Raw genomic sequence first — 1,743 nt, 5'->3', positions numbered from 1 at the left:
GGGGGGTACAGTATTCTTTGCGGTGTTGTCAAGCAAGGGTAGAACTGGTAGGGTGCTGGAGGTGCAGAGGAAAAGTAAGGTTGGCTGTATTGCATGGTAATTTTTTTCTATACTGCAGTGCAGAATAACATGCAGGGATTGAAGGTGCTCATTATAAACGGTATACGGATAACTTAATGGAATTATTTCGGCATTTTAAAATAGAGTCTATGATCGATCTTTTCTTCAAACGCGCACACTGTTATACTATCTAATGCGAACGAAGTCGCGGCCAAACTAGTTAATAATAAATTTGACGATTTTTACGACACCCACGGGTAGAAATAGGGTGAAGCTATTCTAAGCCGGCGCCATACTTTTAACGGTTTTGTAAAAAAACCGGTATAAGAAATAAAACGACGCATGTGGCTGAAAGTAAGCATTGTTATTTTTGACGAAGCATGTTGCTGAAACGTATTATTGTCACAGGTTTTGACGAAGCTTGTTGCTGATTTGTTCTGCATCTTTAGAATAATGTCTGACGATGCCTGTTCCAATAAACTAGATATTTTGAACTCTCAGAAGAGGATAATGTGCGAATGGAAGTAGGTATTGTTACTACTAATGTTTAAGTAAGTATTGTATTTGTTCCTTTCTCTAGTAAATATTAATTTTATTTTATTTCTATTACATACAGGGGATGACCTGATAGAAATCTCTTACCTGGAGGACTAAAGGATCTTGTTTAAATGAAGATGAATATTGAATCAGTTTATTCGGTTCCTTACTTGAAGAGGTTAGCAAAAGTTTAACCTGTATTTATTGAATTGGGATTGATATCTTCCAAACAATTATAAGTAAGCAGGTACTTATACTACTATTCAATATTAGAAATTACAAAATAATCATAAATTTTTCTATTATTTTTAAATGAATTAGTATTAACTCTTTAATGTACATTAGTAAAAACCAAAGATCGATCAACGCAGGGAAATGACTGCCCAGATACGGCATTAAGCATCAAACTAGAAAATATTCTCAGTGAGGTACGTGCAACCAGAGAAACAATGGCTGCGGATGTCCTCGAAATAAAACAGTACACATCTCGTTCCCCCACACAGTCACCCAGAGGACAAAAGACGGGTGAAAATAACAAGAAGGTCATGCAGGAACTCAATGCGTTGCGGGGAATAATTGTGGTGGGTAACGATGTCGTGGACAATCTTAAACGCAATCCACAGGCTGCTCTCAACGTTAAAATGGAGGAAATAAAACGAAATGTCATAGACAATCAAAAATTGATTGTCGAAACCAAGGGGCAGCTCACCGAGCTTGTTAACACATTCGACGTTTTTGGTGAGTAAATAAAAACGCTGCCTACTTACGCCTAAAAACCAGCGACTCCACGCTTAAATAATGCGGGTAACTCGAACTCAGCACCCAAACAAGCAAATCACGTGCGGCAGCCCCTGCATTCAGTAGTCATTTCCTCGACAAGCGACGATAACATTACAAGCTCAGCGGTAATAGACAGGATAAGAACGGCTGTTGACGCCAAGACAAGTGGACTTCGAGTCGAACGACTACGAAAGGCCAGAGATCGATCTCCTGAAGGATATTAGAGAAGAAGACATGCGGTTGGTCGTAAAGTATAGGAGAAGAGCCAGAAACGAATTTCAAAACCACGTAATTGTCCAAGTTTTACCGCAGATATGGTCGCATTTCGTGCAAGCAGGCAGAGCACACATTGACCTTCAAAGAGTA

At 39.1% G+C, this 1,743-nt stretch carries 1 protein-coding gene; it reads left to right on the top strand.

Features of this window, described 5'->3' with window-relative positions:
- Positions 1–1,046: 1,046 nt before the first annotated feature.
- Entirely contained in the window at positions 1,047–1,343 is a 297-nt protein-coding gene (locus tag ACJ5GX_RS06300; RefSeq protein ID WP_495292817.1) for a hypothetical protein, read from the top strand.
- Positions 1,344–1,743 lie beyond the last annotated feature (400 nt).

The sequence above is a fragment of the Wolbachia endosymbiont of Tuta absoluta genome, from assembly GCF_059414725.1.
The sequence above is the reverse complement of the archived record's forward strand: the minus strand, read 5'-3'. Positions and strand labels throughout refer to the sequence as shown.

Bases quoted from the DNA above. Each gene is read 5' to 3' on its own strand.
- ACJ5GX_RS06300 (WP_495292817.1), top strand. From the start codon at position 1,047: ATGGCTGCGGATGTCCTCGAAATAAAACAGTACACATCTCGTTCCCCC.